The sequence below is a fragment of the Microcystis ichthyoblabe FBCC-A1114 genome, from assembly GCF_050500245.1.
Taxonomy (GTDB): domain Bacteria; phylum Cyanobacteriota; class Cyanobacteriia; order Cyanobacteriales; family Microcystaceae; genus Microcystis; species Microcystis ichthyoblabe_A.
In genome coordinates, this window is the sequence record NZ_CP191408.1 from 742,527 (window position 1) to 768,224 (window position 25,698).

30 protein-coding genes and 2 pseudogenes are annotated in these 25,698 nt (G+C 41.0%); 25 read left to right on the forward strand and 7 right to left on the reverse strand.

Annotated features, from left to right (window positions below; genetic code table 11):
- The 3 genes from ACQY1Y_RS03450 to ispD all read left to right on the forward strand — a co-directional run bounded on the left by ACQY1Y_RS03450 (nucleotide 1) and on the right by ispD (nucleotide 2,538).
- Entirely contained in the window at nucleotides 1-891 is an 891-nt protein-coding gene (locus tag ACQY1Y_RS03450; protein WP_002776005.1) for a hypothetical protein, read from the forward strand.
- 444 nt (nucleotides 892-1,335) lie between these two features.
- Complete coding sequence (locus ACQY1Y_RS03455; protein ID WP_002737278.1) at nucleotides 1,336-1,734, forward strand: DUF1824 family protein; 399 nt, start codon at nucleotides 1,336-1,338, stop codon at nucleotides 1,732-1,734.
- A gap of 123 nt (nucleotides 1,735-1,857) precedes the next feature.
- On the forward strand, nucleotides 1,858-2,538 hold the full coding sequence (gene ispD, locus ACQY1Y_RS03460) for a 2-C-methyl-D-erythritol 4-phosphate cytidylyltransferase (protein ID WP_002792529.1): 681 nt from the start codon (nucleotides 1,858-1,860) through the stop codon (nucleotides 2,536-2,538).
- On the opposite strand, the pseudogene ACQY1Y_RS03465 reads toward ispD, so the two are convergent.
- Nucleotides 2,533-2,745 (reverse strand): annotated as a pseudogene (locus tag ACQY1Y_RS03465) (serine O-acetyltransferase); the annotation flags it as partial. The gene ispD and the pseudogene ACQY1Y_RS03465 sit on opposite strands and share 6 nt — an antisense overlap.
- A 102-nt stretch (nucleotides 2,746-2,847) precedes the next feature.
- Nucleotides 2,848-3,891 (reverse strand): IS630 family transposase, encoded by a 1,044-nt coding sequence (locus ACQY1Y_RS03470; RefSeq protein ID WP_430013985.1) that lies wholly within the window; start codon nucleotides 3,889-3,891, stop codon nucleotides 2,848-2,850.
- A gap of 148 nt (nucleotides 3,892-4,039) precedes the next feature.
- Here ACQY1Y_RS03470 and ACQY1Y_RS03475 point away from each other — a divergent pair, with 148 nt between their 5' ends.
- The 10 genes and pseudogenes from ACQY1Y_RS03475 (at nucleotide 4,040) to ACQY1Y_RS03520 (ending at nucleotide 12,544) form a co-directional block, all read left to right on the forward strand.
- Entirely contained in the window at nucleotides 4,040-5,026 is a 987-nt protein-coding gene (locus tag ACQY1Y_RS03475) for an IS30 family transposase (RefSeq protein WP_430013986.1), read from the forward strand.
- Nucleotides 5,027-5,164: 138 nt separating this feature from the next.
- A complete protein-coding gene (locus ACQY1Y_RS03480) occupies nucleotides 5,165-5,443 on the forward strand; it encodes a DUF4164 domain-containing protein (RefSeq protein WP_430013987.1) in 279 nt (92 codons plus the stop codon).
- A gap of 86 nt (nucleotides 5,444-5,529) precedes the next feature.
- A complete protein-coding gene (locus ACQY1Y_RS03485) occupies nucleotides 5,530-5,874 on the forward strand; it encodes a DUF4164 domain-containing protein (protein ID WP_193977215.1) in 345 nt (114 codons plus the stop codon).
- An 86-nt stretch (nucleotides 5,875-5,960) separates the two neighbouring features.
- Nucleotides 5,961-6,347, forward strand: coding sequence for a DUF4164 domain-containing protein (locus ACQY1Y_RS03490; protein WP_430013988.1), 387 nt, complete (start codon nucleotides 5,961-5,963; stop codon nucleotides 6,345-6,347).
- 85 nt (nucleotides 6,348-6,432) lie between these two features.
- Nucleotides 6,433-6,831, forward strand: a complete 399-nt coding sequence (locus ACQY1Y_RS03495; protein ID WP_084989920.1) for a DUF4164 family protein — start codon at nucleotides 6,433-6,435, stop codon at nucleotides 6,829-6,831.
- A gap of 86 nt (nucleotides 6,832-6,917) precedes the next feature.
- Nucleotides 6,918-7,325 (forward strand): DUF4164 family protein, encoded by a 408-nt coding sequence (locus tag ACQY1Y_RS03500; protein ID WP_002737077.1) that lies wholly within the window; start codon nucleotides 6,918-6,920, stop codon nucleotides 7,323-7,325.
- A 135-nt stretch (nucleotides 7,326-7,460) separates the two neighbouring features.
- Nucleotides 7,461-7,973, forward strand: coding sequence for a type IV pilin protein (locus tag ACQY1Y_RS03505; RefSeq protein ID WP_430013989.1), 513 nt, complete (start codon nucleotides 7,461-7,463; stop codon nucleotides 7,971-7,973).
- 460 nt (nucleotides 7,974-8,433) lie between these two features.
- The gene (locus ACQY1Y_RS03510; RefSeq protein ID WP_430013990.1) at nucleotides 8,434-8,946 is read left to right on the forward strand and encodes a type IV pilin protein; all 513 of its coding nucleotides are present in this window, start codon (nucleotides 8,434-8,436) and stop codon (nucleotides 8,944-8,946) included.
- A gap of 723 nt (nucleotides 8,947-9,669) precedes the next feature.
- A pseudogene (locus ACQY1Y_RS03515) lies at nucleotides 9,670-10,761 on the forward strand (ISAs1 family transposase).
- Between the two features lie 343 nt (nucleotides 10,762-11,104).
- Nucleotides 11,105-12,544, forward strand: a complete 1,440-nt coding sequence (locus tag ACQY1Y_RS03520) for a tetratricopeptide repeat protein (RefSeq protein ID WP_430013991.1) — start codon at nucleotides 11,105-11,107, stop codon at nucleotides 12,542-12,544.
- Nucleotides 12,545-12,700: 156 nt separating this feature from the next.
- Here ACQY1Y_RS03520 and ACQY1Y_RS03525 read toward each other — a convergent pair whose 3' ends face one another.
- From ACQY1Y_RS03525 to ACQY1Y_RS03535, 3 genes are all read right to left on the reverse strand, one after another.
- Nucleotides 12,701-13,141, reverse strand: a complete 441-nt coding sequence (locus ACQY1Y_RS03525; protein ID WP_430013992.1) for a DUF4164 domain-containing protein — start codon at nucleotides 13,139-13,141, stop codon at nucleotides 12,701-12,703.
- A gap of 215 nt (nucleotides 13,142-13,356) precedes the next feature.
- Nucleotides 13,357-13,947 carry a PAP/fibrillin family protein gene (locus ACQY1Y_RS03530; RefSeq protein ID WP_002736482.1) on the reverse strand — a complete coding sequence of 197 codons (591 nt, stop codon included), beginning with the start codon at nucleotides 13,945-13,947 and terminating at the stop codon, nucleotides 13,357-13,359.
- 179 nt (nucleotides 13,948-14,126) lie between these two features.
- Nucleotides 14,127-14,690, reverse strand: a complete 564-nt coding sequence (locus tag ACQY1Y_RS03535; protein ID WP_002737222.1) for a phycobilisome family protein — start codon at nucleotides 14,688-14,690, stop codon at nucleotides 14,127-14,129.
- Between the two features lie 149 nt (nucleotides 14,691-14,839).
- Here ACQY1Y_RS03535 and rseP point away from each other — a divergent pair, with 149 nt between their 5' ends.
- The 3 genes from rseP (at nucleotide 14,840) to ACQY1Y_RS03550 (ending at nucleotide 17,271) form a co-directional block, all read left to right on the forward strand.
- Nucleotides 14,840-15,931 carry an RIP metalloprotease RseP gene (gene rseP, locus ACQY1Y_RS03540; protein WP_002736295.1) on the forward strand — a complete coding sequence of 364 codons (1,092 nt, stop codon included), beginning with the start codon at nucleotides 14,840-14,842 and terminating at the stop codon, nucleotides 15,929-15,931.
- Complete coding sequence (gene nth / locus ACQY1Y_RS03545) at nucleotides 15,931-16,587, forward strand: endonuclease III (RefSeq protein WP_430014640.1); 657 nt, start codon at nucleotides 15,931-15,933, stop codon at nucleotides 16,585-16,587. Before rseP ends, nth begins: the two co-directional genes overlap by 1 nt.
- A gap of 75 nt (nucleotides 16,588-16,662) precedes the next feature.
- Nucleotides 16,663-17,271, forward strand: a complete 609-nt coding sequence (locus ACQY1Y_RS03550) for a rhomboid family intramembrane serine protease (protein ID WP_430013993.1) — start codon at nucleotides 16,663-16,665, stop codon at nucleotides 17,269-17,271.
- On the opposite strand, the gene ACQY1Y_RS03555 is transcribed toward ACQY1Y_RS03550, so the two are convergent.
- Nucleotides 17,268-17,594, reverse strand: a complete 327-nt coding sequence (locus tag ACQY1Y_RS03555) for a hypothetical protein (protein ID WP_002735315.1) — start codon at nucleotides 17,592-17,594, stop codon at nucleotides 17,268-17,270. The two genes, ACQY1Y_RS03550 and ACQY1Y_RS03555, sit on opposite strands and share 4 nt — an antisense overlap.
- 160 nt (nucleotides 17,595-17,754) lie before the next feature.
- Between ACQY1Y_RS03555 and ACQY1Y_RS03560 the strand changes: the two genes are divergently transcribed.
- On the forward strand, nucleotides 17,755-18,297 hold the full coding sequence (locus tag ACQY1Y_RS03560; RefSeq protein ID WP_002792588.1) for an NADPH-dependent FMN reductase: 543 nt from the start codon (nucleotides 17,755-17,757) through the stop codon (nucleotides 18,295-18,297).
- Here ACQY1Y_RS03560 and folB read toward each other — a convergent pair.
- Entirely contained in the window at nucleotides 18,284-18,640 is a 357-nt protein-coding gene (folB, locus tag ACQY1Y_RS03565) for a dihydroneopterin aldolase (protein ID WP_002735328.1), read from the reverse strand. The two genes, ACQY1Y_RS03560 and folB, sit on opposite strands and share 14 nt — an antisense overlap.
- A 159-nt stretch (nucleotides 18,641-18,799) precedes the next feature.
- Between folB and ACQY1Y_RS03570 the strand changes: the two genes are divergently transcribed.
- From ACQY1Y_RS03570 to ACQY1Y_RS03605, 8 genes are all read left to right on the forward strand, one after another.
- Complete coding sequence (locus tag ACQY1Y_RS03570) at nucleotides 18,800-19,720, forward strand: glycosyltransferase family 2 protein (RefSeq protein WP_002735442.1); 921 nt, start codon at nucleotides 18,800-18,802, stop codon at nucleotides 19,718-19,720.
- A gap of 14 nt (nucleotides 19,721-19,734) precedes the next feature.
- Nucleotides 19,735-20,694, forward strand: a complete 960-nt coding sequence (locus tag ACQY1Y_RS03575) for a GDP-mannose 4,6-dehydratase (protein WP_430013994.1) — start codon at nucleotides 19,735-19,737, stop codon at nucleotides 20,692-20,694.
- Nucleotides 20,695-20,696: 2 nt separating this feature from the next.
- A complete protein-coding gene (locus ACQY1Y_RS03580; RefSeq protein WP_430013995.1) occupies nucleotides 20,697-21,506 on the forward strand; it encodes a glycosyltransferase family 4 protein in 810 nt (269 codons plus the stop codon).
- A 29-nt stretch (nucleotides 21,507-21,535) separates the two neighbouring features.
- Nucleotides 21,536-22,513, forward strand: coding sequence for a glycosyltransferase family 2 protein (locus tag ACQY1Y_RS03585; protein WP_430013996.1), 978 nt, complete (start codon nucleotides 21,536-21,538; stop codon nucleotides 22,511-22,513).
- 33 nt (nucleotides 22,514-22,546) lie between these two features.
- The gene (locus ACQY1Y_RS03590; RefSeq protein WP_430013997.1) at nucleotides 22,547-23,101 is read left to right on the forward strand and encodes a phycobiliprotein lyase; all 555 of its coding nucleotides are present in this window, start codon (nucleotides 22,547-22,549) and stop codon (nucleotides 23,099-23,101) included.
- 86 nt (nucleotides 23,102-23,187) lie between these two features.
- On the forward strand, nucleotides 23,188-23,580 hold the full coding sequence (locus tag ACQY1Y_RS03595) for a heavy metal-responsive transcriptional regulator (RefSeq protein WP_430013998.1): 393 nt from the start codon (nucleotides 23,188-23,190) through the stop codon (nucleotides 23,578-23,580).
- Nucleotides 23,581-23,585: 5 nt separating this feature from the next.
- Nucleotides 23,586-24,806 (forward strand): hypothetical protein, encoded by a 1,221-nt coding sequence (locus ACQY1Y_RS03600; RefSeq protein ID WP_004160032.1) that lies wholly within the window; start codon nucleotides 23,586-23,588, stop codon nucleotides 24,804-24,806.
- Nucleotides 24,803-25,585, forward strand: coding sequence for a hypothetical protein (locus ACQY1Y_RS03605; RefSeq protein WP_002738026.1), 783 nt, complete (start codon nucleotides 24,803-24,805; stop codon nucleotides 25,583-25,585). Before ACQY1Y_RS03600 ends, ACQY1Y_RS03605 begins: the two co-directional genes overlap by 4 nt.
- Nucleotides 25,586-25,698 lie beyond the last annotated feature (113 nt).

Genomic DNA, 25,698 nt, shown 5'->3' on the forward strand with positions numbered 1-25,698 from the left:
GTGAGTAAGCCAATTTTTGAACTGGTGGACAAATTACCGACGAATAATCTCACCGTCAAAGTTCTCAAAACCCTTGATTATGTGGTGCCGGGAGAGTGGGATAACCTAGTCGGGTTTAAAAATACGATTATCAAAGTCACCGGCGAAACCGACGAAAGCATGATCCAACAGATTGGCGATCGAGCCGTTTGGTTGTTTAATGATAAATCCCAGGGCTATCAACGGGCGCTCTGGCTCTACCAAACCATCGACAGCGCCGATAATGCCCTAGCCACCGCCTCTCTTGCTAATGCCGTCGGTGGTAAAATTCCCCTCATGGGCGGTTTAATCGAAAGATTAACCCCTGCCCCCGAAAAAGCGCAAACCATCGATCTAACCTTGAAATTAGTGACCGAATTAGTCGCTTTTTGTCAAATTAATGGCATTCCGGGGGATAGTATCGGGGATTTCGTCACTTCTCTGGGAGATTATAGCGGCGAATCCCTGATGCGGATGGCGGCGTTAGTTTGTTTGGATGGTTTGATTCCTCTGGGGGGCAGTTTTATCCGCAAAGTGGAATCCACCCTCAGCATTCTCCACCCAGAAGACTTAGAATCTAACTCTACTTTCGGCAGTATTAAAGAATTGATTCCGGGGGGAAATACTGCCAGAAAATTAGACTTTATCGGTCAAAGTTTCGACTCGACTAAAGGTTGGATGAGTAGTTTTGTCAGCGATCGCGATTTGAGCCAGCAGGGATTATTGAGCAAAATTCAGGGATTTATCGACTTTTCTGCCGATAAATTGGTGTATGTTGGGGCATTTCTCGATATGACGACTAATTACTATGAACATACCGGCATTCAAACCCTGGCTCGTCGTTTAATCGAAAGAGCCGTGGCGGAAATTTAACTGCAAGACTCTGAAACAAGCGAAGAAAAAGCTCTAGAAAAAGTTTAGGCTCTTCTAGGTTCTGTGTGATCAGTTTAACTTACTATATGATCGATCGATCTTTGTGTCCTTTGTGTCTTTGTGGTTCGTTCCACCCCCTCGCTCTTGAGAAATGTATCTTAGAATACATTTTACCCACCAAACCTAGGAGAGCCGTGCTTACTTCAGCTATCAAAAAGCAGCGCGTGAAATGCCCGCACAAAATGGAGCGATCAAACAACCCCGATAAATTTTCCTGTCCCCAACCTGATATGATCGAAATTGGCGATCTTACGATTAAGACCAATGCAAAATTTTCCTATCTCTAAACCCCAATGATTTAGGGCTTTTTTGCTTGGGAATTTGTCGTTAAGGACAGCAGCATCAGCTTATTTTTTATCTTTAGCCCCGCCTATCTAACCGCTCATGTCTATTGAAGAAGCTTTGAAACTCCTAAAAGAATATGGATGTATTAAACTAAAAATTGCCCAATCTCCTGAAGAAGAAGAAGCTCTAAGACAGGCAATTTTATTGGTTAACCAAGGTTCGGAATCAATTAATTTAGGTATCTGTGCCGATAACAATGAAGAGGGATTTAAAGCTCTGAAAGGTTATCTACAAGCCCTAGGATACCCCCTGCCTAATAGTCTCCCAGAAGACCAGCCAGAACAGGGAGCGGTGTATATTAAATATAATACCCAAAGACAAGCTTCCTATCTCGATTCTTATACGGGAACCTATCGCGGTGTCCTGGTTTCTTGTCAATCAGAAAATGATCAATTAGTCGGTACTTATGGTCACTTTCCCCTCGATTTATTCTCTTAAGAGGGAGAGTTTTGGGCTTATTTAAGCTATTAACAATCATCGGCACCCCCCTAATCAAGGGGGGATTAAGGGGGGATCAAAGACCAAATCTATTGAATTCTTAACTTTTTACCTGAAAAAAATATGTATTTGTTAATTCCAGCAGCGGGAATGGGTAAACGGATGGGCAGCGATCGCAACAAGTTACTGCTCACCCTGCACGGAAAACCGCTCCTCGCTTGGACTTTGCTGGCTGCCATGCAATCCAGGGCAATTATCTGGATTGGCATCATGGCACAACCGGAAGACTTTGAGGAGATCCGAGAAATTATAACCGCCATAAATGCCCTTAAACCCGTGCAAATCATCCAAGGAGGCGAAACCAGACAAAAATCAGTTTACAATGGCTTACAAGCCCTGCCAGAGGGGGCTGAGACGGTTTTAATTCACGATGGGGCGCGATGTTTAGCCACCCCCGAATTATTCGATCGCTGTGCTGTCGCTTTAGCCACTTGTCAGGGTTTCATAGCGGCGGTTCCGGTGAAAGATACGATTAAAATTGTCGATAGCAAGGGTTGGATTAAGGATACACCCGATCGATCTCGGTTGTGGGCGGCCCAAACGCCCCAGGGTTTTCAGGTAAAATTATTAAAAGAATGTCATGAACAGGGCCGAAAATTAGCTTGGGAAGTCACCGACGATGCCGCCTTATTAGAAAAATGTGGTTTTCCCGTCAAAATTGTCGTCGGTGAAGAAACTAACTTAAAAATTACTACCCCCGGAGATCTGGCAATTGCCGAATATATTTTAAGTCAACGTTTATAATTTTTCATCTACTTTAACGCCGTCCGGTTTAACAATACGAGCGGGAATACCCACCACCACGCAATTAGGTGGAATATCCTTGACTAGCACTGAATTTGCGCCCACGGTGACATTATCGCCGATGGTAATATTTCCCAAGACTTTAGCGCCGGCGGTAATCCTGACATTATTGCCAATTTTGGGGCGACCGCTTTTATCTTTATAGCCAAAGACCGATTTTGTCCACAATGTAGGGGCGAACTGCGTTCGCCCAAAAGGTACATTATCAAAGCGCAAGTCCCTTATTTATGACAATGAAGTAACTATACTTTAGACGTTCATAATCTGAGATTTATTAAACTTCTGAAATCGTAGAGTCAGCAAGGAATCCAGTTCTTTTTTATGTTTCAGATGGGCATCATTCAGACATTCATAAATGGCTGAAGAAAAGTCAGAAAAGTTTTCATAATATTTACCATGTAAACATTTCTTTTTGACAAATTTCCACAGCCTTTCAATTAAATTTAGATTAGGCGAATAAGACGGCAGATAGAGTAGCTCTATTGACAAAGAAAGAGCCAATTCTTCAACAATTTTACATTTCTGATAGCGGGCATTATCTAAGACTAGAGTGATGGGAATCATTAGTCCTAAAGCAGCTATTTTTTCAAGAAGTTCACAGACTTGAGTTGCCGTAATATAAGTGTCATTAGTAACTAGAATAACTTCATGAGTTATTGCATTTAATGCTCCTAAAACATTGAAGCGTTTACGCCCGCTCGGTGACTTAATAAAAAGTCTCTCAAAACACCAAACAAAACCGAGAAATGCTCCCATGACGAAGTGAGCGGCATCAACAAAAAAAACAGCCCTTTTTCCTTCTTTAGCCTCATTTAGTCTGGGTTCTAGCTTTTTTTCTTTGTAGTCTTCTTGTTCATCTGGGTCAGCTTTAGAAGGAAGAGAACCTATTTTTAAACATTTCATTCCCAAGGATTTTAAGAATTTCCTCACTTGGGTAGGACTTCGTTTTATCCCTGTCAATTCTTCTATTCTATATACAGCTTCATTTATTGTGGCTGGTGGATTTTTCTCGAAATATTTTTTGAGTGTTTCTCTTTGAGACTCTAATTCACTTTTAGGGCGATAGAAGTTGATTTCTTTTAATTTTTCTATTCCGCCCTCTTGATAATCTCGAAGATAGGTTAATAAGGTATTTGGCGAGATTCCTGCTAACTGACAAATTTTTTTGTGCGGTATCTTTTGGCTTTTTAACCAGAGAACTTCCATCTTCAGTTGAACCCGGGGATGAGGATGATGAAATCTTTCATAATACAGTGAGTTCTTTTCTTCTTCCGTGAATTCTAGGTTAATCATGTTTTTAATGAGTGCTTTGCTTCTAATTATGACTCTTGAACTATATTATTGCGCCAATTCAAAAATGAAACGCATCAACCTCAAGAGTTGACAAAGAAAGGCTCATCAGGTACTGTCTGATCATTAACAAAAACAAATCAGACCCAAAATGAGCCACCAACATCTTAACATAGAACAAAGAAACTTGCTCTACCAACTTAGTCAGGAGGGAAATTTATCTCAACGGCAAATGGCCGTCTGGCTCGGATGTCATCAAAGCACAATATCACGGGAATTAAAAAGGAATCAAAGTTCCCTTGGCTGCTATCTACCTGACACAGCACAAGCTCAAAGCGAGACAAGGCGAAAAAATGCCAAACAACCCTTTAAAAATGTCAGCGAGTCAGCCTTAGAGTTGGTCAAAGAAGGATTGAAAGATTATCATAGTCCCGAACAAATAGCAGGTCGTCTGAAAAAAGCTGGTCAAGAATCGCTCAGTCATGAAACCATCTATCAAATGATCTATCAGAACTATCACGGATGTGGAGAGTACCAGAAATATTTACGCCTGGGGCTTTGTCAAAGAAAGAGTCGAGGCGGAGCAAAAAGTAAGCGTGGAGGGATTCCAGGGCGTGTAGATATCAGCGAGCGACCAGTAATTGCTGACCAGAAAACTGAAATCGGTCATTGGGAAAGTGACACAATGATTGGAGGCAATCATCTAGGAGTTCTCGTTACTCATGTAGATAAAGCCTCGAAATTTTTAGTAGCAGGATTAGCCAAAAACAAAACCGCATCGGAAATCAATAGAGTCACAGAAAAACTTTTTCAAGAGATTCACCCTGACAAAAGAAAAACCTTTACTTGTGACAAGGTTAAAGAATTTTGTGGACATCAAGAGTTGAGTCAGAAACTAGGAGCAGATTTTTATTTTGCTACTCCTTATCATTCGTGGGAGAGGGGATTAAACGAGCATACCAATGGACTGTTAAGACAATTTTTCCCTAAGGGAACGAATTTTAAAATCGTTAAGCCAGAGGAGGTGGAAAGAGCCGTAAACTTGATTAACAATCGTCCTCGAAAATGTCTTGACTATCGTACCCCGAATGAGGTATTCTATAAAGGTAGATCAGACAGTGATGCAATTCAGACTTGAATTGGCCTTGTCTTTGAGTAAAAAATGCAAGTTATAACCGTGCAAAGTATAGAAGTGGCTACTAGGCAAGGCTACGAGCTTTATGATCATAATAAATAGCTGCTCAAAAAACCCGAAAACCCCATAGGAGTTTAGCAAATGCCTAACGAAACTGTAACTTATTCCCTAGAAGCTATCCTGACAAGGATTGAGAGTAAAATCGATAAAATCGATGAACGTCTCACAAAATTAGAAATCGGACAGGCCGAACTCAAAGCCGAGTTAAAGGGCGATATTAAAGTATTAGACGAGAAAATCGAGGGGTTAACGGCACGGGTTGGTTATCAGGAATTTACCAACCGGGGGATTCTCATCGCTTTGGTGGTGGCCGTCTTGGGAGGTGCTGCTAAACTTTTTGGTTTTTTCCCCAATCCCTAGAACTGGCTCCTAGGCAAGGCTACGAGCTTTATAATCATAATAAATGGCCGCTCAAAAAACCCGAAAACGCCATAGGAGTTTAGCAAATGTCTAACGAAACTGTAACTTATTCCCTAGAAGCTGTCCTAACTAGGATTGAGAGTAAAATCGACTCCCTGGAAAAACGGATGGATGAGAAAATCGACTCCCTAGAAAAACGGATGGATGAGAGATTTGACAAGGTAGAGGACCGGCTAACCAAAGTAGAAATCGGACAGGCCGAACTCAAAGCCGAGTTAAAAGGAGATATTAAAGTATTAGACGAGAAAATCGAGGGATTAACTACACGGGTTGGTTATCAGGAATTTACCAACCGGGGGATTCTGATAGCTTTGGTGGTGGCCGTCCTGGGAGGTGCTGCTAAACTTTTTGGTTTTTTCCCCAATCCCTAGAACTGGCTCCTAGGCAAGGCTACGAGCTTTATAATCATAATAAATGGCCGCTCAAAAAACCCGAAAACGCCATAGGAGTTTAGCAAATGTCTAACGAAACTGTAACTTATTCCCTAGAAGCTGTCCTAACTAGGATTGAGAGTAAAATCGACTCCCTGGAAAAACGGATGGATGAGAAAATCGACTCCCTGGAAAAACGGATGGATGGGAGATTTGACAAAGTAGATGAGAGATTTGACAAAGTAGATGAGAGATTTGACAAGGTAGAGGACCGGCTAACCAAAGTAGAAATCGGACAGGCCGAACTCAAAGCAGAGTTAAAAGGCGATATTAAAGTATTAGACGAGAAAATCGAGGGATTAACTACACGGGTTGGTTATCAGGAATTTACCAACCGGGGGATTCTCATCGCTTTGGTGGTGGCCGTCCTGGGAGGTGCTGCTAAACTTTTTGGTTTTTTCCCCAATCCCTAGAACTGGCTCCTAGGCAAGGCTAGAGGCCTTATGATCATAATAAATGGCCGCTCAAAAACCCGAAAACGCCATAGGAGTATAGCAAATGTCTAACGAAACTGTAACTTATTCCCTAGAAGCTGTCCTAACTAGGATTGAGAGTAAAATCGACTCCCTGGAAAAACGGATGGATGAGAAAATCGACTCCCTGGAAAAACGGATGGATGAGAAAATCGACTCCCTGGAAAAACGGATGGATGGGAGATTTGACAAAGTAGATGAGAGATTTGACAAGGTAGAGGACCGGCTAACCAAAGTAGAAATCGGACAGGCCGAACTCAAAGCAGAGTTAAAAGGCGATATTAAAGTATTAGACGAGAAAATCGAGGGATTAACTACACGGGTTGGTTATCAGGAATTTACCAACCGGGGGATTCTCATCGCTTTGGTGGTGGCCGTCCTGGGAGGTGCTGCTAAACTTTTTGGTTTTTTCCCCAATCCCTAGAACTGGCTCCTAGGCAAGGCTAGAGGCCTTATGATCATAATAAATGGCCACTCAAAAACCCGAAAACGCCATAGGAGTATAGCAAAATGTCTAACGAAACTGTAACTTATTCCCTAGAAGCTGTCCTAACTAGGATTGAGAGTAAAATCGACTCCCTGGAAAAACGGATGGATGGGAGATTTGACAAAGTAGATGAGAGATTTGACAAAGTAGATGAGAGATTTGACAAGGTAGAGGACCGGCTAACCAAAGTAGAAATCGGACAGGCCGAACTCAAAGCAGAGTTAAAAGGCGATATTAAGGTATTAGACGAGAAAATCGAGGGGTTAAAGGGAGAGTTAAAAGGCGATATTAAGGTATTAGACGAGAAAATCGAGGGATTAACTACACGGGTTGGTTATCAGGAATTTACCAACCGGGGGATTCTCATCGCTTTGGTGGTGGCCGTCCTGGGAGGTGCCGCTAAACTTTTTGGTTTTTTCCCCAATCCCTAGAACTGGCTCCCAGAAACGACAGCAACCCACTTCCCCAAATTCCCAAAAAAATTTTTTCCGACAGTGATAGGTTTTCTCAAACAAGTGGGTAAGTTGTTTATAGAGAACAAAAAACACCCACTCGAGGAGATAGCCATGAACTCTACCTTTAAATTCAAACTCATCGAAGCTCTCAACAAAAAGAACGCTAACAAAGGTTTCACCCTCATCGAACTCCTAGTTGTTGTTATCATGATCGGTGTACTCGCCGCCATCTCTTTCCCCATCCTCACCCGTCAGGTAGGCAGAGCCAGACAAGTTGAAGCTCGCAACAATCTCGGTATCGTTAACCGCGCTCAACAAGCCTTCCGCCTGGAAAGCCCCACCTTTGCCCCCGTAGCTAACCTGCCTATCAACAACGCCCCTGGTAGTTACTATGATGCCGTTGCAGATGGCACTACTGCCAGTGCTACATTCGCCGCTCACACTATTGCTGCCGGAGGTAACTATACCAACGATATTCCCGACTACTCTTCTGCGGTAGCTCAAACTACCGCAGGTGTGTTCAGTGCAATCATTTGTGAAATGAATACCCCCGCTGATTCAGTTACAGTCCCTAATAATACCGCCACTCTATGTGGGGCCAACAGCCGACGAGTCGGACTATAGATATTTTTTCCAGATTGCCTAAAAGCTGTCTGGCATAATAACCAAAATTTGATACTTAGCGCAAGGTGGCGGGGAAATGTTTTCTTGAAACCTTGCGCTTTTGGTTATTTTGGGGAGAGGATTTTTCAGTAATCAGTTTTTTTTAGCCATTTGGTTTTTTCCCCAATCCCTAGAACTGGCTCCCAGAAACGACAGCAACCCACTTCCCCAAATTCCCCAAAAAATTTGGCTCTCTTATTCTTTGTGTGATAAGTTTAGATTATCTAGAAGCGATCAATCTTTGTGTCCTTTGTGTCTTTGTGGTTCGTTCCAGTTGATTGCCAGCAGGAATGTATCCTATAATACATTTTACCCACCAAACCCAAGAGAGCCAAAATTTTTTCCGACAGTGATAGGTTTTCTCAAACAAGTGGGTAAGTTGTTTATAGAGAACAAAAAACACCCACTCGAGGAGATAGCCATGAACTCTACCTTTAAATTCAAACTCATCGAAGCTCTCAACAAAAAGAACGCTAACAAAGGTTTCACCCTCATCGAACTCCTAGTTGTTGTTATCATGATCGGTGTACTCGCCGCCATCTCTTTCCCCATCCTCACCCGTCAGGTAGGCAGAGCCAGACAAGTTGAAGCTCGCAACAATCTCGGTATCGTTAACCGCGCTCAACAAGCCTTCCGCCTGGAAAGCCCCACCTTTGCCCCCGTAGCTAACCTGCCTATCAACAACGCCCCTGGTAGTTACTATGATGCCGTTGCAGATGGCACTACTGCCAGTGCTACATTCGCCGCTCACACTATTGCTGCCGGAGGTAACTATACCAACGATATTCCCGACTACTCTTCTGCGGTAGCTCAAACTACCGCAGGTGTGTTCAGTGCAATCATTTGTGAAATGAATACCCCCGCTGATTCAGTTACAGTCCCTAATAATACCGCCACTCTATGTGGGACCAACAGCCGACAAGTCGGACAATAGATATTTTTTCCAGATTGCCTAAAAGCTGTCTGGCATAATAACCAAAATTTGATACTTAGCGCAAAGTGGCGGGGAAATCTTCTCTTGAAACCTTTCGCTTTTGATTATTTTGGGGAGAGGATTTTTGGGTCTTCTGGACATTGGGTGAAAAATGTTTCTGTCACCTTTGGACGAACCCAGTTTGTGCCTACATTGTGGAAAAAATCCGTTACTGTAGGGACGCAAGGAACCTGCGCCCTCCGATAGATAAAATTTGCTTATCATCGAAAGTACGGGATACCCTGATTATTGACCTTTATTTCAAGCTAAGTAGGTAGGCGTTAAAAATTATCAGATGCCCCCCTTATCAAGGCTGTCCTTTAGTCACATCTTTCTTAACATTTCAAACCTTTGTAGCACAAGGCTTTCAAGACTCGGTTAACAATTTGTAATATTCCTTGTTGACACCCTTACAAAACAAAGAAAAAACTGAAATCAAGTCAGGATAAGGGTTGGAGTGCTTACTGCAAAAATTGTTAAGAAAGATCCCTATAAGGGATAGCTTATCAAGGGGGGACTAAGGGGGGATCCGCACCCCCCTTATCAAGGGGGTATTAAGGGGGGACTAAGGGGGGATCAAGGGGGGACTAAGGGTAGGGCTGTTTCATTCTCCCATCAGAATATCAAAAGTAAAAGCGATCACTATCAGGTAAAATGAGGAGTGACCGCCAACCTTTCAAATATATGTTGAGCTTAATAGAAAAACTAAAACAAGTCAAGGACTTTCGGAAAGATAAAGGAAAAAGACACCCTTTATGGATAGTATTAGTAGTAATAATACTGGGAACAATGCTAGGATACTCAGGTTATAGAGAGCTAGGAGAGTTTGCTAAAAATAATCGGCACAGGCTGAGTAAAGAATTTAACATAATTCCAGAAAGAGTCCCATCCTATTCAACAATTATAAGGGTAATGATGGGAGTTGAGTGGCAGAGTTTGTTAAAAATATTTAATGAATAGGCATTACAAGAATATGGACAAAGAGATGATATAAATTGGCTAGATATAGATGGAAAAAGTCTCAAAAACACCCTAAAGAATCCTAACAATGAACAACAAAATTTTATTATGTTTGTCTCATTGTTTAGTCAAGAAAGTGGATTAGTATTACACTTAAAAAGAATTGAAAACAAAAAAGGGTCTGAAATCGACGAAGGTCAAGCTATAATTGAGAATTGCTCTCTCCAAAATAAAGTTTTTACTGGCGATGCTTTACACTGTCAGAAAAAAACAATCAGCTTAATAGCCAAGAGTAAAAATGATTATGTTATCACCGTTAAAGGAAATCAGAAAAATCTTTATCAGCGAATACAAGACCTGAGTAATTCCTCAAAGCCAGAAAGTTGCTTTCTTGAACAAGATAATAGTCATGGACGAAAAATATCAAGAAAAATAGAAGTTTTTAAAGTTAGAAAAAATGAAAGACAAGGGTTTGAAAATCTGCGAAGAGTTATTAAAGTAGAAAGAAAGGGTAGTCGCGGGGATAAAACCTATGAAGAAACAGCTTACTATATCAGTAGCCTAACCGAATCCGCTCAAGTATTTGCTAAAATTATTCGAGGACACTGGAAAATAGAAAATCAGTTACATTGGGTAAAAGATGTAATTTTTGAGGAAGATAAAAGCGAGATAAGTGATTTTCAAGCGGCAAGCAATTGGTCAATTCTCACAACCATAGGATTGAATCTTTTCAGAGGTTTGGGTTTTCTCTCAATAACAGAGGGACAGAGGTGGTTAGCTGAACGTTGGGAAAAACTGATAGTTTTATCGACGTAAGAAGCAGAAAAATTAGCTAAATTAACAGGATGTACTCTCAGACAATTTCAAGAGAGATAGGCTTTTAGTGGCTTGGGAACAGGCTTTATCAATCTATTCATAATAAATATTGGCAGAAGATTAAAGATTAGTTATTATGACTAACTCTTCTGATTAGAAAAAGATAAACTTGAGAATCCTCGATCAAATTTATTGACTCAAAATCAGCTATACTTAATTTAAATGAATCAACCCTACCCTTGATAAGGGGGGTGCGGATCACTCCTTGATCCGTAGGGTTGATTCATGAATCAACCCTACCTAATGGGGGTATCTGACAGTTTTTAACAGCTATCCACTTATTATGAATAATGAAACATCTTCAATTACCGACCAAAATGAAAGAGAATACGAAGGTTTAATCGTGTCTCTAGAGGCAAATCAAGAGAGATTAAATATATTAATTTGTGTGTGTGATCAGGAAAAATTGCGAGAAGAAATCATTGATCGCTATAGCAAAGAATTAGAACCAGTAATCCCTTGTTATCGGATTGATTTAGATCAAAAAGAACCGAATTTAAGAGCAGCAATTGCTAGTTTAGTCTCCAGAAAACCAGAGTTATTACAAAGCAAAAATGCCGTGATCACAACCACAGGAGTGGAAAAATTACACTCGATCGAATGGCAACGGGAAAAATCGGAACTAGATAAATTTTTTGGTTATCTGCAATGGACAAGGGAAGGACTGCGAGAATTTCCCTATTCTATCGTTCTTTGGGTAACAAGCACAGTGGAGGTAAATTTACGCAAAAAGTCCCCCGATTTTTGGAGTTGGAGAAAAGGAGTTTTTCGCTTTATTTCTCCTCCAAGTAACTTTTTACCTTGTCAGGAATTTTTACCAATTTTACAATCTTTTGACGAAATTACTATAGATAAAGATATTCCTTTAATCTCTAAGGAAGACTTGTTAGAACTAATCGAGCAAATCGAGGTAAATAAAGGCAAAAAAGAGCCAAGACTAGCGAGTTTATATGCCAGTTTAGCTAAGATTTATAACCTTCGTTTATTAAATCTGCCATTGTCAGATTATCGTCAGGAACAACAGCTTGCGATCGAGTATTATCAAAAGGCGATCGATTTACAAAAAGAGTTAAATCTAGAACTTGATTTAGTTGCGAGTCTCGACTCATTAGCAGGTATTTACTATTTTCTAGGAGAATACCAAAAAGCGATCGAGTTTTATCAACAGTCCTTAGCAATCTTTCAGAAAAGCGGAGATCGCTGGAGAGAAGCAGATTCTTACAATAATTTAGGCAATGCTTATCATTCCCTAGGAGAATACCAAAAAGCGATCGAGTTTTATCAACATTCCTTAGCAATCTTTCAGGAAATTGATGATATAAGGGGAGTAGCGTATTGTTACAATAATTTGGGCAATATTTACAATTACCTAGGAGAATACCAAAAAGCGATCGAGTTTCATCAACAGTCTTTAGCGATCAAACGGGAAATCTCTGATATAACAGGAGAAGCTTATTCCTATCTAGGTTTGGGGAATGTTTACGATTCCCTAGGAGAATACCAAAAAGCGATCGAGTTTTATCAAAAGTCCTTAGAAATCTTTCAGGAAATGGAGTATATCATAGGAGAACCAAAGACTCTGTTGAATCTGGGACTTACCTACTATAAACTCAAACGTATATCGGAAGCGAAAGAAGCAATTCTTCAAGCGCGGAAATTATTTCAAGCATTGGGGTTAGCAGGATATGTTCAATATTGTGATCAGGCAATTCGGCAATTATAAACCCGAAAATATCCCTTAATCGTTGCTTTCTTTCTGGGGGTGGTTAAGTTTCCTTTAGTTGTAAATGGGTTAGACATCCCTTATTTTTAACCTGAGTTTTACATCTGCTAATTTCCCCTCATAACTACCCTAAAGTGAGAAATTATAGTAATATTTCTAAGGATTACCAGAAAAGAAAGAGCGCCACGCTGCCGTTCCGATCGCTCCTCCTAAAAGAATAATTAACGTCCAAACTTGATTTTTTTGGGTTCCTTCCACCTTTTCTAGTCTTCTATCCATCCCATCGACTTTCTCAGTTAGTTTTACTTGTCCTAACTCTAGCTTAGTTAGCCGTTCGTCGATCTTATCAAATTTCTGGTTAAAATCCTTCTGTAGGCTGTCAAATTTCTGGTTAACATCTTGTTGCAAGGTGTCGATTTTTTGGTTAAAATCCTTCTGTAGGCTGTCAAATTTCTGGTTAACTTCCTGTTGCAAGGTGTCGATTTTTTGGGTGACATCTCTTTGTAGGGTATCGATTTTTTGGTTAACCTCCTTGATGCTGTCTTTGATTTCCTTGAGTACAGATTCAAGACTATAAGTAACGGTTTCGTTAGACATTTTGGTAACATACTTGGGAGTAATGATAGTACAATAATTTGATTTTAATCCTAAATCTGGTTATTAAAAACTGATTACCTATTGCCTAGTATTTAGTCTTATGGTAATAAGTAGCTGGTTATAATTAAATTAAAAATGGATTTTAGGTTCGATCCCCCCTTAATCCCCCCTTGATAAGGGGGGAGCTGACAACTTTTAACGCCTACCTACTTAAGTTAGGTTTTTTCCTTAGCCAGAATAAAGACGCTGCCCTCGCTGCCGCGGCCGATGCGGAGATCTTCATCGAGATAGGTGATATCGAGCCAACCTTTTTGTTCGCGATTATTGAAGGAAAAATCGAGGGGAGGAAATTTTTTGCCACTTTCGATCGCTTCGATAAATTCTTGGGGAGAATGATAATTGAGAAAACGTTGCAGACCGAGGATCGAGCGCTCAAATTTGACCATAACCCGACGCTCGGAGGTGGGTTCAAAGGTAGCGGCGACGATCACTGCTCCTTCTAACCAAGGTACGCCCGTAATTTCAGCAATATTGTAGAGTTTGGCCTTGTTCAGGTCAAGATATTGATAAATTTGACCCAATTGAAAAAAAGGTAGGCGATCTAGTCCCAGAATGTCGCGGCTGCTGGTGAATAGTAAACGCCAATTGCCCCCTAATAGTTGTTTAACTTCGAGGGGATGAGGATGGGGATTGTGGTCCTCCAATTGTTCGATCGCCGCTAAAATCCGCACGCGGTCGCTTTCCGTGGCCAGGAGTCCGCGATTTCTACCAGCTATCAATTCTAGTAATTTCGCTTTGGCATCCATAGAATCTCCCTCATTTTATAAAGTACCTCGACCCGCCAGGCACTCGATCGAGGTTTTTGGTGGCCCGAAGAGGCCTACCCGCGCCGATGATTTCATGGGTTCAACGGAGTTTTAACCTCGGTGAGCGGCATTTTTAACTGTTGGCCTCACTATTTTAACACGGATTAAATGCCTCGGTTTTAAAACTTTTTCATAACCGCAATTAAGTGATCAAAATAGGGAGTAATTGCGGTTTTTTCTGAGTCGCTAAAATAATCTAAACTGTATTGTTTTAAGGCTTCTAACCCCGAAATCATCGCCCCTAATGGTACTTGTAATTCTTGGTAAAGAAGACGCATATTTTCCAATCCCTCGGCGCTGGTGTAGGGAATCTGCTGTCCGGCGACACCGTAGGTAATACAACGTAAAAAGTTCCAGAAATCACGCCAACAAGCTTCGGCACGGTGGGGTGGATGAAGATCGCCTCCGGGTTGAAAAATGGTGGGAAATTGGTTTAATACAGTCTGACGAGCGTTATCGACGATGCTATTAGCATTATCCCGCAGTTTTCGAGCTTGCTGACTAGAAACCAGTAAATCAGGCTCTAAATTGACGATAGTATCTAAATCACTATCATCGAGATAGCGAGTTTGATCATCCGCTTGTTGCCAAACAGCGATCGCTGCTTGCTGATAGGGCCAATTAGCGAAACTGATGATTTTCGCTTTTGGGATTAATTGCTGGGCGCGCTCACTCAAAGGCATCGATCGCTCTCCGTTGGGTCAGATTAGGCGGTTAAGATCACTTTTAGCATAAATGATCGAAAAATTAGCGATAACTAAAGATTTTTTGCAATCTGCTTGGGAGGATCGCTTACAATAAACAAAAGCTAAGTCATTATATTTTGATCATCATGTCAGTTTTAATAGCGATCGGTGTACTTGCCCTATTAATTGTCGTTCACGAATTAGGTCATTTTGCCGCTGCTCGTTGGCAATCTATCCATGTTAGTCGCTTTTCCATCGGTTTTGGTCCAGCTTTAGCTAAATATCAAGGTAAAGAAACAGAATACGCCCTCCGCGCCATTCCTTTAGGGGGTTACGTTGGTTTTCCCGATGACGATCCCGATAGTCAAATTCCCAATAACGATCCTGATTTATTACGCAATCGTCCTGTTTTCGATCGAGCTATCGTCATTAGTGCCGGGGTAATTGCTAATTTAATTTTTGCCTATTTTTTGCTTGTTACCCAAGTCGCTACGGTGGGTTTTCCCCAAATTAACTATCAAGAAGGGGTAATTATTCCAGAGGTTTTCACCTCGGAAAATTCCGTCGCTAAACAAGCGGGAATACAAGCAGGGGATATCGTACTTGCTATCAATGATCAGCCCCTTGGTGCTTCTCAGAATGCCATTATTGACTTCCGTGACATTATTCAATCTTCCCCCGATCAACCCCTAAAATTAACCATCAAACGCCCCACAGAAACTCTCGATTTAATTGTTACTCCGGAATTGGGAAGTGATGGTCAGGGTAAAATTGGGGTGAGATTGGCTCCTAACGGTGAAGAAACTCGCCTGAAAGCCGATAGTTTTGGTCAAGCTTTTAGCTTGGGTGCGGGTGAATTTCAACGATTAACCCTATTAACCGTGCAAGGTTTTGGGCAGTTAGTTAGTAACTTTAAAGACAGTGTTCAACAGGTAGCAGGACCGGTTAAAATTGTCGAATATGGAGCAGCAATCGCTCGTAATGATGCGGGTAATCTTTTTCAATTTGCCGCCCTAATTAGTATTAACTTAGCGGTGATTAATATTCTGCCTTTACCTGCTCTTGATGGTGGTCAGTTGGTATTTTTATTAATCGAGGCTTTAGTAGGTAAACCTCTCCCAACTAAACTGCAAGATAACATCATGCAAACAGGTCTAGTTTTACTCTTAGGATTAGGAGTTTTCTTAATCGTGCGCGACACGGCTAACCTAGCAGTTTTTCAGGATTTATTCCAGTGATGGACTCTCGAAAAAAAACTGAACCTCAACTGCGCGCCCTAGAAATTTTAAGCAACTTAAAGCGATTATATCCAGAGGCAACCTGTAGCTTAAATTATCAAACTCCCGTGCAGTTATTGGTGGCAGTTATTCTCTCGGCACAATGCACTGATGAGCGTGTAAATAAGGTAACTCCTGCTTTATTCGCCCGTTTTCCCGATGCTAAATCCTTAGCTTTTGCCGAGCGAGAGGAGTTAGAAACCCTGATTCGTTCCACGGGATTCTATCGCAATAAAGCTAAAAATATTCAGGGTGCTTGTCAAAAAATCCTCAAGGATTTTCAGGGGGAAGTACCCAAGACAATGGCGGAATTATTAACTTTACCCGGGGTAGCTAGAAAAACCGCTAATGTGGTACTTGCTCACGCTTACGCGATTATTGAGGGGGTGACAGTAGATACCCACGTTAAGCGCTTAAGTAATCGTTTGGGTTTAACTACTAATAACGATCCGGTGAAAATTGAACGGGATTTAATGGCTTTACTACCTCAACCGGATTGGGAAACTTTTTCTATTAGTATTATTTACCACGGCCGGGCAGTTTGTAAAGCGAGAAATCCCGCTTGTTTTTCCTGTCAATTAGCCTCTCTTTGTCCCACAGCAAACAGTAAACAGTAAACAGTAAACTCACACCTGATAACTGGTAACTGAATCACTGATAACTGATAACTGATAACTGATCTGGGGGCTATAATGGGAAAAAATAGCTCATCCATCAATCTTATGAGTCAAGGATCACGGCAAGAAATAAAAACCCAAGCAATAATCCTCGCTACCTTTGTGGCGATTTTTTGGCTGTTAGAGATTTTAGATCAATTTGTTTTTCGGGGCAGTTTAGACAATTTCGGGATTATGCCCCATCAAGTCATCGGATTGCGGGGTATTCTCTTTGCACCTTTCCTACACGGTAACTTTCCCCATCTTATTGCTAATACGGTTCCTTTTCTGATTCTCGGTTGGTTGGTGATGTTACAGGAAACCAGTGACTTTTTTATTGTGACTGGGTTAACTATGCTGGTGGGGGGGTTAGGAGTCTGGTTATTTGCTGCTCCGGGATCCATCCATATCGGGGCAAGTATCTTGATTTTTGGCTATTTAGGTTTTTTATTACTGCGGGGCTATTTCCAGAGAAATATTCCTTCTATACTCTTGTCAATTCTAGTCTTTTTACTCTACGGTGGCACAATTTGGGGCGTTTTGCCTTCCCGTCCGGGGATTTCTTGGCAAGGACATTTATTTGGCTTTCTAGGCGGGGTTTTAGCCGCCAAATTAATCGCCACCGAAAAGAAACATTATTCCTAAATGGGGGAACCTTCTATCTCGCTACATACTTCGTAAAAATCGGTGACAGGCGGTTTTGCAAATAGAGGAGCCATGGATTTCAGCAATAATTCATGGTCTTCGCTTTTATTTGCCTCCATATCATCGATTTTATCCCAGATGATTACGGCAATTCCTTCATCGGTTCCGGGTTTTTGCAACAGAAAAGCCCCCTGGAATCCCGTAGAATAGGTGGAAACGGCTTTTTCGTAGAGTTTTTGGGCCTCGGAAAAACACCCCGGTTTAAATTCACCAATAGCCACATAGGCATATTTATGTTTGAGAAAATCGAGAAATTCTGGCATGGCAATGAGGGGAAATGGAATAAATCTTTCTTTCTATTCTCATTAAAACTTAGATCGATCGCTCTCCCCGCCCCATCGACATATTTTTTTAACTAAGCTTCCCCAATTGTCTCTTTTTTTGTTAGCTTATATGTAGTCGTTATGAGTTTGTATAAGTTCTATGATCAAAATCGTTGGTATTAATGGCAGTTTACGCAGCGGATCCTATAGTGCGATGGCGTTAGAAGTTGCTATCAGTCGAGTACAGGGGTTAGGGGTAGAAACGGAGATAATTGACCTGAGAAAACTCTCTTTACCCTTCTGTAACGGGGGAGATGACTATTCTGACTATCCCGATGTGGCCAAAATGCAGCAAACGGTTAAATCGGCAGCGGGATTAATTTTGGCGACACCGGAATATCATGGCAGTGTCAGTGGTGTGATGAAGAATGCCTTAGATTTAATGAGTTTTGAGGAGTTATCGGGAAAGGTTGCCGGGTTAATCAGTGTTTTAGGCGGCCAATCCAATAGTAACGCCCTCAATGATTTAAGAATCATTCTCCGTTGGGTTCATGCTTGGGTAATTCCCGAACAAATTAGCTTAGGACAAGCGTGGAAAGTCTTCAACGAAGAAGGAAAAATCCTTGACGAGAAGCTTTCCCAACGTTTTGACGCTTTTGCTGAAAGTTTAGTCGATAATACGCGTAAACTCAAAGGGATCTAGTAATATCGATGGTGATTTTACCGGTGAAATGGGGAATTGGGGCGGCGGGTTTCGATAATTGTACTCTTACCTGTCGCACTCGATCGAGTTGTAGAATATCCTCAGCGATGACTGTGGCCAATTTTTCCACTAGGGCAAATTTGCCGGTTTCAATCTGGTGTTTGACAATTTCGATCGCCTGTCGATAATCTAGGGTATCTTCAATTGCGTCACTTTTGCCAGCAATGCTGATATCAACTTCGAGGGATAAATCTACCTCAAACCATTGACCTAAAACCTGTTCTTCAGCCAGATATCCTGTGTAACCGTAGGCACGAATTCCTGTAACGTGAATAGTATCCATAGATAGTTAAATTAAAAAACTGGTAGCGTTGGTCACAAATTGACGAGAAACTCTATAAGTAAAAAGCAATCTCGGAGTCTCGGAGTCTCCTCAAGCATTTTTACATTTTTGCAAAGGAATGTTAAGTTTTAGGGTATTGAATGAGTAACCTTGATAGCCATGGCTCCTAAAATAGCAGGGATTATCTGTACCCACAACCGCGATCACTACCTAGAAGGAGCGATCGATAGTCTTTTGGCGCAAACCTGCCCAGATTGTGAGATTTTAGTGGTTGATAACGCATCTACCGATAAAACCCGTCAAGTGGCCGAGTCGCGTCTGGGAGATGGGCGGCTAAAATATGTTTACGAACCTATTTTAGGGCTATCTACCGCCAGAAATCGCGGAGCGAAGGAAACTAGAGCGCCGATTTTAGCTTATTTGGATGACGATGCGATCGCTAGTCCTCAATGGTTGCAAATTCTGTTAAATGCCTACGAAAATAACGAAAAACTGGCAGTAGCAGGGGGAAAAGTCACTCTTATTTGGCCGCAAGGCTACAGTCAACCCAATTGGTTATCCGATCAGTTAGCAGGGGGTTTAGGGGCTTTCGATTTGGGCGACAATGTGGTATATATCAGCCAAGCGAATTTAACTCCGCGAGGGGTTAATTACTCAATTCGGCGAGATTTCTTGGGTAAGATTGGCGGTTTTGACCCTAATTTGGGAAGAATTGGCAAAAAACTTCTCTCTAACGAAGAATTATACACTACAGAACTGGCACTGGCCCAGGGATGGCAAGTGGGCTATTTTCCCGCAGCATTGGTGGAACACAATGTGGCCCCAGAAAGAATCAATCGTCAATGGTTTATGAGTCGCAGTTGGTGGCAAGGCATCAGCGAACACTACCGGGAAGAAGTGGCAGGAAGGACGGGATTGGCTCAATTTGGGCGAGGAGGTGAGCGTTTGGTGAGAGGATTGGTTAAATCTGTCAAATTTATCAATGATCCTGCTAAAAGCTTTGATAATCTGCTCTATGCCTATGGACAAATCGGTTATTTAAGCGAAGCCACCAAGGCCATGTTAACCCCTCAAAAGTAAATTATTGTAAATAAATGGGTAAAAAAGCCTTAATTTGTGGTATATCAGGGCAGGATGGAGCCTACCTAGCCGAATTACTGTTAAAAGCAGGCTATACGGTTTCTGGCACCTCCCGGGATGCTCAGATGTCCTCTTTTAGTAACCTGAAACGTTTGGGAATCAAGGAACAGGTAAAACTAGAATCAATGTCACTGAATGACTTTCGCAGTGTCCTACAGGTGTTAATTAAAATTCAGCCGGATGAGGTCTATAATTTGGCTGGACAAAGTTCTGTGGGTTTATCTTTTGAGCAGCCAGTGGAAACCTTAGAAAGTATTGCCACTGGAACCTTAAATCTCTTAGAAGCAATTCGATTTACCAGAGCAAAAATTAAATTATATAATGCCGGATCGAGTGAATGTTTCGGGGATATCGGCGATAATTCTGCCGACGAAAATACCCCTTTTCGTCCTCGCAGTCCCTACGCTGTGGCCAAATCGGCGGCTTTTTGGGAAGTGGCTAATTATCGAGAAGCCTACGGAATTTTTGCCTGTTCAGGCATACTTTTTAATCATGAATCTCCCCTGCGTCCCGAGCGCTTTGTTACCCAAAAAATTATCGCTGCCGTGGCTAGAATTGCTTGGGGAAGTACCGAGACTTTACACTTAGGAAATATGGATATTCAAAGGGATTGGGGTTGGGCGCCAGAGTACGTTGAAGCGATGTATTTAATGCTGCAACAGGAGCAACCCGATGATTACGTCATTGCCACGGGAGAAAGTTCAAAACTGGAGGATTTTGTCGCCACAGCTTTTGCTACTGTTGGTTTAAATTGGCAAGATCATGTAATTTCCGATCGAAGTTTATTAAGACCAACAGATTTAGCCATTAGTCGCGGTAATCCCCGCAAAGCTAAGGAGAAATTAGGTTGGCAAGCACGATACAAAATGACCGATATTGTCCGCATGATGGTAGAAAATCGTTTAGAGAAATAGCTATGAATATCTTAATGATTAGTTCCACCTTTCTCTATCCACCTAGCAAAGGAGGAACTCAGGGCAGAACTTTTAATTTACTCAAGTATCTCAGCAAAAATCATGATATTACTGTCATCGTTCAGTCTAATGCTGATGTTAGGGATGAGGAGGTAGATAAGTTAGGTAAATTTGTTAGTGAATTGGTAGTTTTTACCCGTCCTCGATATGCCAAAACTGGAATAATTGCTAAACTCCAAAGATTAGCTCAATTGCTGCAACAAGAGATGCAAAACTGGATAGATAGGGCAGTTAAGAGTCAAAAATTCTCAGTAATTACCAGTGAACATAGTGTTAATGAAATTTATATTCGTCCCCAAGGACAAATTACTTACCCCGATACTACTTTAACTCTAGTCGGTGGTAATCCATCCCTAGAAGTGCAAGAATTAACTAAGTTAAAAGGAGTAATTGTAACGAGACAAGTACCATTAATGACCACCTATCTTTATCAGGCAACTGTGGTGGTTATTCCCCTAAGAACAGGTTTTGGAATGAATTTCAAAACCCTAGAGTTCATGGCTTCTGGGGTGCCAGTGGTAGCCAGCGATCGAGGTTTAGAAGGATTAACAGTGGCAGTAAATAATGTTCCTTTAGCAGCCTTAATGGCTAATAGTATTGAGCAATATTGTACGGCGATTAGCAGTCTTTTTAAATCGGCAGAGTTGCGAGAAAAATTATCTAGAAATGCTCGCAAATTAATCGAATATAACTATACTTGGCAGCAAGCAGCAGGTAAGTACGAACAAGTTTTGACTGCTGACATTTGTTAGGTAATTTCTCTAGTTTTTTGTCAATTAATATGCTATCAAATCAAATACCAGTGAGAATATCTGTTGTTGTCCCTCTGTATAACGAACAAGAAAATATCGACGCTCTCTTTCGGCGACTTTTAGCGGTTTTAGAGGCACTAAATACCAGTTATGAGGTCATTTGCGTTAATGATGGTAGTCGTGACAATACTCTCAAAAATCTCGTGGAATATCATCAACTTTACCCACAAATTAAAGTGGTTAATTTATCGCGTAATTTTGGTAAAGATACCGCCATGTCAGCAGGAATTGATTATAGTCAAGGAATGGCAGTTATTCCTATTGATGCTGATTTACAAGATCCGCCAGAATTAATTGCCGAAATGATCGAAAAATGGCACGAGGGTTATGATGTGGTTTATGCGTCCCGTCGGGTTAGAATTGGCGAAAGTTGGTTGAAACGTTTCACCGCAGAAGGTTTCTATCAAGTCATAAATAAATTAAGTCGGGTTTCTATTCCTCCTAATACTGGAGATTTCCGTTTAATTGATCGCCGAGTGGTAGAATCAATTAAAAAGATGCCCGAACGTCAAAGATTTATGAAAGGAATATTTGCTTGGGTGGGATATAAACAGACATCAATTTTATTTGATCGAGAACCCCGGTATCAAGGACAAACTAAATGGAATTACTGGAAATTATGGAATTTTGCCATTGATGGTATTACTTCTTTTAGTTTTTTACCTCTGAAAGTCTGGACTTATGTAGGATTGATCATTGCACTTGTTAGTCTTGTTTATGCTAGTTTTTTAATCCTCAGAACTATTATCTTCGGAATCGATGTACCCGGATACGCTTCTCTGATGGTTGCTGTCTTATTTTTAGGAGGAATTCAATTACTCACCCTTGGTATTATTGGCGAATATATTGGCAGGGTTTATGAGGAAGTAAAGGGTAGGCCACTTTATCTGGTTCGAGATTGTTATGGTTTTGAAAATAGGGAACAAATTAGTGATAAAATAACTTAAAATTAAGATACTGACAAGAGGAGAATTAAATCTATGAATACCGAAGTTTTTCAGCAATTTTTTGCCTATTGTGTCGGTAGTTGGCAAACTGAAAGAACCTATCATTATCTAGCTGCTCAAGAAGTGGAACGTTCCCGCACTGAATTTCTCATCCAACCCCTCACCAGGGAGATTAAACAGAAAGTTCTGACAGATAATCACTATGCTGATATTGCTGATTTAGAAACTATCCCCGGGTTTAATTTAGGTTTCTATACCATCTCGGAAAAAGGGGAAGAAGTACGACAAAATCTTAATCTTTTATTTGTGGTTAAAGCAGAAAATAATGGTTATTTAGAAGGGGATTATCTTCGTGATCGCGCCTACGAAGAAGCAAGACCAATTATCTCCGCTTTTCGCTTTGATTCCACCACCAGAGAGTTATTAATGACCACCAATTATACTCGCAGTGTTTCCGTGGATTCAATTACTTTAATCAATCCAGACCTGCGAATTCGCAAAATTATTAACTATCAATGTCCCCAGGAGGGGGAACCCTTGGAAAAAGTTCTCTTGGTCGGTTTTGGAGTTGAGTGTAAAGTCAGTTAAAAAAATATTTCTTCTCCCCCCCCTTGATTCTCCAGTCAAGGGGAGATTTTATCATGGAGAAACGATAGGATTAAGGAGCAAAAATAATGCTCAAAATCGGTCAACTTTCCCTAGAAAGTGGTGTTTCGGTTAAAACAATCCGTTATTACGAGGAATTAGGACTAATTCAGTCCCCTGAGAGGACAGAGGGACAATTTCGCCTATTTACTTCCGATACTGTCCATCGCTTGCTATTTGTCAAGAGATTGCAATCCTTGGGTTTAAGTCTGCAAGAGATCCGCGAATGTTTAGTAATTCATGACCAGGGCGAGTTACCCTGTGGAGATATTCAGGAAAAATTAATTAAACATATTGCTGAGATCGATAAACAAGTGGAACAATTGCTTTTATTGCGTCAACAATTAACCGAAACCCTGCAAGGATGGACGGATACACCAGCAAAAGACGATCAATTTATTTGCCCTAATCTCAAGGTTTAACTATCATGAAAAAGTTAATTTTATTGGTAACTGTAGCACTGATTTCTACTCCTGTCATTGCTCAACATTTACATCTTGATTCACCTCAAACTCAGAATTTACAAGCAATTTCTGACAATATACCAGCTTGGATGTATAACAAGCAACGTAATCATATTTATCCCCAAAGAGGGGTTTATAATAATGCAATTTATAATGTCAGAGATTTAGCTTTAGACTTAAATGCGATCGCTGTTGGTCATGCCTTTGCTTACGAAGATATCGTAACGGGAAAAGCGAAAGATTTAGAAACTAAGACATACCAAAAAATTAATTGGGTTTTAAAAAATCCGCCTAAATTTATGCCCGACGAGGGTAATATTTCCCCAACTTTTGGCAGAAAATACGGTGTTTTAGAACAGGTTTTCGAGTGGGCGCATATTTTCCATGCTCAAACCGTTGATGTTTTAGCCAGCAGCAAATTAACCAACGAGGAAAAAGAAGCAGAAATTGAAAAATTATATCAATTTTACTTGACAAAAGTTCCCTATGCTATTACTGGATTACCGATGAATATGGGTTATCTGGATTCCCAACCCTATTCTAAAGCTTTTCGCCAGAAATATCCGAAAGTTAATGGCTTATTTTGGGGCTACCATTGGCTACAAGGAACCATGTATGACTTGCTTTATGAGAAAACTTTAGAGGAACAAAAACAGGCTTATAAACAGGTGGGTAAACAATACCATAGTCAGGAATTGTATCGCACTGATCGAGCTTTTATGCCCATGTTTGCCGAACTTAGTCCCAAGTTTGCCCGACGTTTTCCCGCAATATCTAACACCTTCGATAACCTGCATATGTTACACGATATGGTTAATGATATTCTGGCATCAGATTGGCTAACTCCCCAACAAAAAGACGAACAAATTACCCGCGCTATTTGGTTAGTAATGGCTGCTAATCATCGGGAAATGGAAGCAGGAAAAAATTATGGTGGTGAAGGACTACATGATCATCGTTTTGAGTCAGGAATTCCGGGTATGGGATTAATGCCAGCAGATATTTCTCACGAAGGTCATAATCACGAAAATCCTGATAATTCTGAGAAAAAACCTGATGATTCTCAAGTAGATGAGGGAGGAGATCACCAACACCATAACCACGAAAATCACTCCCCAGAAAACCCTCCTAATACGGAGAAAAAACCTGACCACAGCAATGCTCAAGAGGAACCGACAAAATGAGAAGATTTTTATTGATTGCCGTGGGTTTAGTTGCCAGTTTTACTAATCCAGTTTTTGCCAACGATCATAATAATCTGGATTCTGGTCGTCCCCTTTCTTTTGATGATGCTGAAAGTATGGGTTTTGGGGAACAATCGATAGAATTTGGTACTGGGTTAGTCTTTCCTGAAAACAGCAATGTCGGTGGTGAATTTGATCTTGAATACCTCAATGGTATTATTCGTAATGGTCATATTATTATCGGTATTGATCCACAAGTGGGAGGACGAGTTAATAGTGATGACACGGATTTTGATGTGGGGAATTTATCCGTAGGTTTTTTCTATAATTTCAATCGCGAATACGATAATGTTCCTGCTTTTGCTATTCGTACCGATGTGGGATTACCGACGGGAAATAATGCTAGTGGATTAGATTTTCGTCTGCGGGGAATTGCCAGTAAAACTCTCGGTCAATTCGATCGCTTGCATCTTAATCTCGATTTAAACATAAAAACTGACCCCGATAATGGCGATCGATCTTTTTTACCCGCTGCAATTCTCGGTTATTCGCGACCGATTGGTTATCCGAAACGCTTCGATCAAACTTTTCTAGCAGAATTGGGCGTAATTACCAGCGATAATAGTAATGGTGGAGTTTTAATTCGCACTGGAATGGGAATTCGTCAGCAAATTAATCGTCAAGGTGTGATCGATTTCGGTATCGAGGGAGATATTGCCACTAATAGCCATGATCAAAGTCAATTAAAGCTAAAAATTGGTTATTCTTTCAGATTTTAGCCTAGCAAACTGAAGATTAATCTTCAGGTTAGAAAATCTGATTATTTATTCCCGCTTTTGCCTCTTCTCATAAGTAGCCTATACTCAACGAATTTAGTATAAAAAAGGAATAG

Coding starts and splice junctions, on each gene's coding strand:
- ACQY1Y_RS03495 (WP_084989920.1), top strand. CDS start 6,433: ATGTCTAACGAAACTGTAACTTATTCCCTAGAAGCTGTCCTAACTAGG.
- ACQY1Y_RS03470 (WP_430013985.1), bottom strand. CDS start 3,891: ATGATTAACCTAGAATTCACGGAAGAAGAAAAGAACTCACTGTATTAT.
- ACQY1Y_RS03580 (WP_430013995.1), top strand. CDS start 20,697: ATGAATATCTTAATGATTAGTTCCACCTTTCTCTATCCACCTAGCAAA.
- ACQY1Y_RS03505 (WP_430013989.1), top strand. CDS start 7,461: ATGAACTCTACCTTTAAATTCAAACTCATCGAAGCTCTCAACAAAAAG.
- nth (WP_430014640.1), top strand. CDS start 15,931: ATGGACTCTCGAAAAAAAACTGAACCTCAACTGCGCGCCCTAGAAATT.
- ACQY1Y_RS03480 (WP_430013987.1), top strand. CDS start 5,165: ATGCCTAACGAAACTGTAACTTATTCCCTAGAAGCTATCCTGACAAGG.
- ACQY1Y_RS03520 (WP_430013991.1), top strand. CDS start 11,105: ATGAATAATGAAACATCTTCAATTACCGACCAAAATGAAAGAGAATAC.
- ACQY1Y_RS03585 (WP_430013996.1), top strand. CDS start 21,536: ATGCTATCAAATCAAATACCAGTGAGAATATCTGTTGTTGTCCCTCTG.
- ispD (WP_002792529.1), top strand. CDS start 1,858: ATGTATTTGTTAATTCCAGCAGCGGGAATGGGTAAACGGATGGGCAGC.
- ACQY1Y_RS03595 (WP_430013998.1), top strand. CDS start 23,188: ATGCTCAAAATCGGTCAACTTTCCCTAGAAAGTGGTGTTTCGGTTAAA.
- ACQY1Y_RS03510 (WP_430013990.1), top strand. CDS start 8,434: ATGAACTCTACCTTTAAATTCAAACTCATCGAAGCTCTCAACAAAAAG.
- ACQY1Y_RS03525 (WP_430013992.1), bottom strand. CDS start 13,141: ATGTCTAACGAAACCGTTACTTATAGTCTTGAATCTGTACTCAAGGAA.
- ACQY1Y_RS03490 (WP_430013988.1), top strand. CDS start 5,961: ATGTCTAACGAAACTGTAACTTATTCCCTAGAAGCTGTCCTAACTAGG.
- ACQY1Y_RS03570 (WP_002735442.1), top strand. CDS start 18,800: ATGGCTCCTAAAATAGCAGGGATTATCTGTACCCACAACCGCGATCAC.
- ACQY1Y_RS03530 (WP_002736482.1), bottom strand. CDS start 13,947: ATGGATGCCAAAGCGAAATTACTAGAATTGATAGCTGGTAGAAATCGC.
- ACQY1Y_RS03590 (WP_430013997.1), top strand. CDS start 22,547: ATGAATACCGAAGTTTTTCAGCAATTTTTTGCCTATTGTGTCGGTAGT.
- ACQY1Y_RS03560 (WP_002792588.1), top strand. CDS start 17,755: ATGATCAAAATCGTTGGTATTAATGGCAGTTTACGCAGCGGATCCTAT.
- ACQY1Y_RS03555 (WP_002735315.1), bottom strand. CDS start 17,594: ATGCCAGAATTTCTCGATTTTCTCAAACATAAATATGCCTATGTGGCT.
- ACQY1Y_RS03500 (WP_002737077.1), top strand. CDS start 6,918: ATGTCTAACGAAACTGTAACTTATTCCCTAGAAGCTGTCCTAACTAGG.
- ACQY1Y_RS03575 (WP_430013994.1), top strand. CDS start 19,735: ATGGGTAAAAAAGCCTTAATTTGTGGTATATCAGGGCAGGATGGAGCC.
- ACQY1Y_RS03485 (WP_193977215.1), top strand. CDS start 5,530: ATGTCTAACGAAACTGTAACTTATTCCCTAGAAGCTGTCCTAACTAGG.
- folB (WP_002735328.1), bottom strand. CDS start 18,640: ATGGATACTATTCACGTTACAGGAATTCGTGCCTACGGTTACACAGGA.
- ACQY1Y_RS03535 (WP_002737222.1), bottom strand. CDS start 14,690: ATGCCTTTGAGTGAGCGCGCCCAGCAATTAATCCCAAAAGCGAAAATC.
- ACQY1Y_RS03455 (WP_002737278.1), top strand. CDS start 1,336: ATGTCTATTGAAGAAGCTTTGAAACTCCTAAAAGAATATGGATGTATT.
- ACQY1Y_RS03475 (WP_430013986.1), top strand. CDS start 4,040: ATGAGCCACCAACATCTTAACATAGAACAAAGAAACTTGCTCTACCAA.
- rseP (WP_002736295.1), top strand. CDS start 14,840: ATGTCAGTTTTAATAGCGATCGGTGTACTTGCCCTATTAATTGTCGTT.
- ACQY1Y_RS03550 (WP_430013993.1), top strand. CDS start 16,663: ATGGGAAAAAATAGCTCATCCATCAATCTTATGAGTCAAGGATCACGG.
- ACQY1Y_RS03605 (WP_002738026.1), top strand. CDS start 24,803: ATGAGAAGATTTTTATTGATTGCCGTGGGTTTAGTTGCCAGTTTTACT.
- ACQY1Y_RS03600 (WP_004160032.1), top strand. CDS start 23,586: ATGAAAAAGTTAATTTTATTGGTAACTGTAGCACTGATTTCTACTCCT.